This is a genomic window from Crocosphaera watsonii WH 8501 (assembly GCF_000167195.1).
GTDB lineage: Bacteria > Cyanobacteriota > Cyanobacteriia > Cyanobacteriales > Microcystaceae > Crocosphaera > Crocosphaera watsonii.
Map to the genome: position 1 here is coordinate 1 of NZ_AADV02000212.1, position 6,313 is coordinate 6,313.

At 34.0% G+C, this 6,313-nt stretch carries 4 protein-coding genes and 3 pseudogenes; 3 read left to right on the forward strand and 4 right to left on the reverse strand.

Going from position 1 to position 6,313, the window contains the following annotated elements; all coding sequences use genetic code 11:
• Window positions 1-359: 359 nt before the first annotated feature.
• Window positions 360-758 (reverse strand): annotated as a pseudogene (locus CWATDRAFT_RS28905) (IS1634 family transposase); the annotation flags it as partial.
• Between CWATDRAFT_RS28905 and CWATDRAFT_RS28910 the strand changes: the two are divergent.
• Window positions 753-1,181 (forward strand): annotated as a pseudogene (locus tag CWATDRAFT_RS28910) (IS1634 family transposase); the annotation flags it as partial. The pseudogenes CWATDRAFT_RS28905 and CWATDRAFT_RS28910 overlap by 6 nt on opposite strands.
• Before the next feature lie 146 nt (window positions 1,182-1,327).
• Here CWATDRAFT_RS28910 and CWATDRAFT_RS28915 read toward each other — a convergent pair.
• A complete protein-coding gene (locus tag CWATDRAFT_RS28915) occupies window positions 1,328-1,930 on the reverse strand; it encodes a nucleotidyltransferase family protein (protein WP_007308302.1) in 603 nt (200 codons plus the stop codon).
• A gap of 253 nt (window positions 1,931-2,183) precedes the next feature.
• Here CWATDRAFT_RS28915 and CWATDRAFT_RS28920 point away from each other — a divergent pair, with 253 nt between their 5' ends.
• Window positions 2,184-3,152: a sirohydrochlorin chelatase gene (locus tag CWATDRAFT_RS28920; protein WP_007308299.1), complete on the forward strand. Its 969-nt coding sequence runs from the start codon at window positions 2,184-2,186 to the stop codon at window positions 3,150-3,152.
• Window positions 3,153-3,196: 44 nt separating this feature from the next.
• On the opposite strand, the gene CWATDRAFT_RS28925 is transcribed toward CWATDRAFT_RS28920, so the two are convergent.
• Window positions 3,197-4,657 (reverse strand): DASH family cryptochrome, encoded by a 1,461-nt coding sequence (locus tag CWATDRAFT_RS28925; protein WP_007308301.1) that lies wholly within the window; start codon window positions 4,655-4,657, stop codon window positions 3,197-3,199.
• 82 nt (window positions 4,658-4,739) lie between these two features.
• On the reverse strand, window positions 4,740-5,273 hold the full coding sequence (locus CWATDRAFT_RS41200; protein WP_081451033.1) for an ATP-binding cassette domain-containing protein: 534 nt from the start codon (window positions 5,271-5,273) through the stop codon (window positions 4,740-4,742).
• A 123-nt stretch (window positions 5,274-5,396) separates the two neighbouring features.
• Between CWATDRAFT_RS41200 and CWATDRAFT_RS36430 the strand changes: the two are divergent.
• A pseudogene (locus CWATDRAFT_RS36430) lies at window positions 5,397-6,099 on the forward strand (transposase); the annotation flags it as partial.
• Between the last annotated feature and the right edge of the window lie 214 nt (window positions 6,100-6,313).

The window sequence follows — 6,313 nt, forward strand, 5'->3', positions numbered from 1 at the left end:
TAAAGAAACAGGTATTTTATCCTAATAGATTCCTAGAAAACCCTACCGTATAAACGGATAGGGTTTTTCAAATTTGTTTCTAAACTAAATATTGATATTCTGAAAAACAATATATAACCCAGATTCCGCACTTCAAAATGTAGTATAAAAAAATACATAGTTTTAAAAAGTCCGAAAATCATACCTGGGCAAGAATATTTCTCTTTTCATTAAATTTTTAGGAAAAATAATCAAATTAAGAAGATTTATACTCATTGAAAACTTAGCAAGACTCAGCACAAACGAAGGAGAGTTTCCTCTTCTCATTTGATATCATTAGACTCTTATTCTTTTATTATTTTTGCTTTATCCAATTCAATTTATAGATAATATCTTTGACAAGATGCAGGTAATAAACTCAATATAAAACGCCTTTCTTCTGTTAAATTGACAATTTGTTTAACTCCGTTTAAAATCACATAATGAATACCTTGAAAACATTGAAATATCCACCTCAAAGTCGGACGCAATGTTACTTTCCCTACTTGATTATTTATTCCTTTTTTGACTCTTTTTAAACAATTTCTTAATTCTCTTTGCCCCAAGTTATAAATCAACAAACACAAAGACATTAAAAATAACATTGTTTCTATTCTTTCTGGTTTTTCAACGAAGAAACTATCAGTAAAAAATAAGGGATCTTTCAAAAATCGAAATCCTCTTTCCGTAGATTGCTGATTTTTATAAGTTATCAGAATTTCACTAGCTTCTAATTTATTTTACCATCTGACTTAGTAGAGGAAAATAAATTAGAAGCTAGTGAAATTCTGATAACTTATAAAAACCAGCAATCTACGGAAAGAGGATTTCGATTTTTGAAAGATCCCTTATTTTTTACTGATAGTTTCTTCGTTGAAAAACCAGAAAGAATAGAAACAATGTTATTTTTAATGTCTTTGTGTTTGTTGATTTATAACTTGGGGCAAAGAGAATTAAGAAATTGTTTAAAAAGAGTCAAAAAAGGAATAAATAATCAAGTAGGGAAAGTAACATTGCGTCCGACTTTGAGGTGGATATTTCAATGTTTTCAAGGTATTCATTATGTGATTTTAAACGGAGTTAAACAAATTGTCAATTTAACAGAAGAAAGGCGTTTTATATTGAGTTTATTACCTGCATCTTGTCAAAGATATTATCTATAAATTGAATTGGATAAAGCAAAAATAATAAAAGAATAAGAGTCTAATGATATCAAATGAGAAGAGGAAACTCTCCTTCGTTTGTGCTGAGTCTTACTAAGTTTTCAATGAGTATAAATCTTCTTAATTTGATTATTTTTCCTAAAAATTTAATGAAAAGAGAAATATTCTTGCCCAGGTATGATTTTCGGACTTTTTAAAACTATGTATTTTTTTATACTACATTTTGAAGTGCGGAATCTGGGATCTAAGGCAACTGCTACCCTTTCACTCATTTTTTCACATCCCGTATAAACATCAACGATATAACTAGCTAAAGTTGGAGTCACAAAACCTTCAGGAACATTGTTAGATTGTTCCATTAAAGACTTAAGAGTATTAATATTTTCCTCAAAGGCCAGCATTTCATCTTCAAGACGGGTTTTTAAAGCTAAATATTTGTTGTTAGACATCGGTTTAGTTTGTAAAATGCGATCGCGGACATAATTGGGAACTTTTTCAACAGGAACTAAGTCAAACTTTAACCAAGAAGGAACAACTTTTTCTAGGGTTCCATAAGCATTCCAAATATCATCATCAGACATTCCTTTAACCGCTAAATCAAGATCAGATTGTTCGTGCCAAGGACTATCTCCACGCAAAGAGCCAAATATAATAACCTCATTTGCACCAAATTCTTCTTTTAATATTTTGATACAATCATCAGCTATTTTCAAAGCTTTTTCTTTTCTTTTTTCTAAGGTAAGATTCATGAGAAAGTTACACAAAAATTATAGTTTTTTTAAACTATCTTATCACTTCTCATATTGAACAAAATTTTTTGCGCAGTCCCCATCTATATAGTGAGCAGGATGCTCACACTCCCCACACTCCCCGTCACCCCATCACCCCGTCACCCCATCACCCCGTCACCCCACCTCCCCCCACCCCCCATTTACCAACTCTATAAAAGTTCGCTACCATAACAGGGCATGGACTATCATTACAGGAGTTTGAAACTATATAATGTCCACTCTGAAGCTAGATAAGCATAACTCCCTTCATTTTCCCCCTTTACCTTTATCCCGTCCCCTACTTATGATTGGTCATGGAACCAAAGATGAGGACGGAAAACAGACTTTTTTAGACTTTGTAGCTGCTTATCAAGCATTAGACACTTCTCGCCCCGTTATTCCCTGCTTTTTGGAACTAACTGACCCCTACATCCAACAAGGGATAGAATATTGCGTGTCCCAAGGTTACACCGATATTTCTGCTTTACCCATTCTCTTATTTGCTGCGCGTCATAATAAGTTTGATGTCACCAATGAACTCGATCGCACTCGACAACTTTATCCTGAGTTAAAATTCCATTATGGTCGTCATTTCGGAATTACCCCCAACCTGCTAAAATTGTGGCAAGAACGGTTAGAAGCCCTAGATCGCCCCTCAGCTAACCCCAAGGGAATTAAACGGTCTGAAACTGTTTTATTGTTCGTTGGTAGGGGTTCTAGTGATCCCGATGCTAATGGAGATGTCTGCAAGTTTGCCCGAATGGTATGGGAAGGTAGCGGTTATCAGACTGTAGAAACCTGTTTTATTGGTATCACCCATCCCCGTCTTGAAGAAGGGTTTAAACGGGCAAGTTTCTATAAACCTAAGCGTATTATTGTTTTACCCTATTTCTTGTTTACCGGGGCGTTAGTTAAAAAGATTTTTCGTGTCACAGAAGAACAAAAAGCAGTTTATCCTAATATTGAAATGACTTGTTTACCAGAAATGGGTGTCCACCCCCAACTACTAGAAGTAGTTAGGGAACGGGAGTTAGAAATACAAACAGGGCAGGTACAAATGAACTGTGAAATGTGCAAGTTTCGTTTAGCTGCGACAGATGATCATGGTCATCATCACCATCATTCTCATCACCATCATAACGAAATAGATCCTTATGCTAAGCTTGAAAACTATCATCAACGGATCTGGAAAACACCCTAGTTTCAGTTAGCAGTTAGCAGTTATCAGTTATCAGTTATCAGTTACTATTTAATGGCAGCATTGTACATTTTTTCATTGGCTTTGACTGATTTGAAAAAGTCTACAACAGGACGAGGATAGTTAACCCCTATTCTCACATTATAGCGTTTTTGTTCTTCTTGTGAAAGTTTCCAGGGTTCATGAATTTTTTGACCTGGAATCATTTTTAATTCTGGTAACCAATGTTTTATATACTCTCCTTTGGGGTCATAATCTTTTGATTGTTTCGGAATATTAAAATAGCGAAAACCTCTGGCATCATTTCCGACTCCTGCGGTATAATTCCAGTTTCCATAGTTACTACATACATCATAATCAATCAATAAAGATTCAAACCATTCTGCACCCATTATCCAATTAATTCCTAAGTTTTTGGTGAGAAAACTAGCTACATTTTGCCTCCCCCTATTGGACATAAAACCAGTGGCAGCTAATTCTCTCATATTCCCATCAACTAAGGGATAACCTGTGTTTCCTTCTTGCCAAAGTTTAAACCTCTCTTGATCTTCTTTCCAAGGAATGTCTACACCTTGTAAACCAGATTGATAGAAAATTTTGTTACCGTGTTTTGCACTAATAAAACGAAAATAATCACGCCATAATAGTTCAAAAATTAGCCAATAGGTTGAATTATTTTTAATTCTTTTTTCTTCATACTTCTGCACCTCTTCATAAATATAACGGGGTGATAAACAACCATTAGCTAACCAAGGAGAAAATTTAGAGGAATAATCTGCACCTAACATTCCATTCCTGGTTTCTTTATATTCTTTGAGACAGTTTCTTTCCCAAAAATAGTTATTCAAGCGTTGAATTCCTTCTGTTTCTCCTCCTTTAAATTCTAATACTCCCCTAGAATCATATTTAGGTTTTTCTAGTTCTAATTCTTCTAAACTGGGGACATTACCTACTTCAATATCAGGAAGCGATCGCAATTTTCTGGGACTGATTAATATAGGGTTTACAGTAGAGTTTTTTTCAACTTTTTTCCTGAAACTGGTAAAAACTTCGGGTAGTTTACTCACTTCAAATGGTAAGTCATCCCAATGATATAAGGTAGCACCCCAAAACCCCTTAAATGTAACATTGAGAGGTTTTAAAGCTTTTTCAACTGTATTTTCTATATCAGTTTCTTCTGAAGTTACTTCTTCGTGAAAATAAACTGCATCAATTTCTAGTTGTTTAATTAACTCAGGGATTATCTTTTCAGGATAACCTTGTCTTATAATTAAATTACTGCCTAAGTCTTGCAGAGATTTTTTTAGATCAGTAACACTTTCTAATAAAAATTGACCTCGAAAGTTACCCGTTTTAGGGAAACCAAAAGAAGTAGTTTTAAATTGCCTAATATCAAAACAATAAAAAGGAATAATTAACGCACCTTGTTTAATTGCTTGATACAATGGTTCATGATCATGAATCCTTAGATCGTTACGATACCAGATTAAAATTCTTTTGTTAGACATAGTTTATGAGTGGATTATTAAGATTTGTTAACCATGATAACATTTTTCGTCTGATCAGCGAGCGCAGGTAACTGATTAATGATTACAAAAGTGTACTAATTCCTTTAGCTATTGTTAGAATAGGTGTAGCAATTTTTCCGAGACTGGTAGCGGTTTCTTCTAGTCTTTTTAAGTAGGTTTTTACTTTTGAACTTTTGGGATCATCAGTTGCTTTTTTAACAAGGGAATTAGCATCTTCGCTTAATATTTCTACGGTTTCTATATCTTCAGAATCTGTTACTTGTTTACTTACTTCAGTAATAGCTTTTAAGAGTTCATCTAATACTAAAAGTTTAGGATTCCAGACTAAAGCTTTGGCCAATGCAAATCGCATTTTAAAGCCTCCAGAAATCTTATTCCAGGTAGAACTTCTATACTTATATAAACCCAATCTACAGAGAACAAATTCAACTTCATCTTCATTTTGTTTTCCTTTAATTCCATGAATGACTGCTGCAAAATGCAGGTTATCAACTAATAAACCAGACCATTTAGGTATATCTTGAGGAATGTAAGCAATTTGGTTTTTTATTTTATACCAATTATGTTTTTTAGGATTAATTAGGGTTTGCTGAATAAAAGCAAAACCCTATTCTTTAAAAGGTTACACCCATATTCGCGATCGCAAAAAAGATCAGCTTTGTCGGCTACAAACCGCTATAATTGGTAGAAACACCTCCCAGTTGTTGGTCAAGAACAAATGTATCGAAAAGAGGAGCAACCTTTACCGCCCCCAGAAAAATTTGAATTACCTTTCGAGGGCAAATTGTCCCCCAATAATCGTTGGGTAATCATGGCAGAGTTGATACCTTGGGATGATTTTGAGGAAGAATATGCTAAACTTTTTTCAGCAGAAAAAGGTGCGCCAGCCAAACTATTTAGAATGGCATTAGGGACATTAATTATTAAGGAAAAATTAGGAACAAGTGATAGAGAAACTATAGAACAGATTAGAGAAAATCCCTATCTACAATACTTTATAGGTTTAAATTGTTATCAACAAGAGCCACCACTGGAATCTTCAATGCTAGTTCATTTTAGGAAAAGAATTGATGGAGAATTGATAAACAAAATCAATAAAAAATAGTAAAAAGAGAAATAGACAAGAGTGATAAAGAAGTAAAAAAAAAGGATTGTCTCCAATAAAAAGGAGAAAAAATAAAAAATAAAGGTAAACTAATTTTAGATGCGACTTGTGCGCCAGCAGACATCAAATACCCAACGGATTTAGGCATATTAAATCAAGCTAGAATTGAGACAGAAAGAATAATAGATAATCTTGATAAACCATAAGAGTAAATTGAGAAAAAGCCGAGACTTCTAGAATATTGCTAGAAAGGATACTTAAAGTAGCTAAAAACGAAAGTATCTATCAGAAAGAGAAAAGCTATCGGAAACAGTTAATACCTTAGAAAAATTTGAAATTAGAGACTTAATCAGCTGGGCTTCCTGGAAACTGATAAAGACGAAAATGTCTGGACTTCAAAAGTTTTGACACACCGTCATGTGGAAAAAGACCCAAGTGTCCCAAAATGTAGTTACCTACCCATTTCCCCATGGAGGGGAACGGAAACCATAATTGGGGCAACTCCAAACTGGGAAAAATGGGTTTAAAAA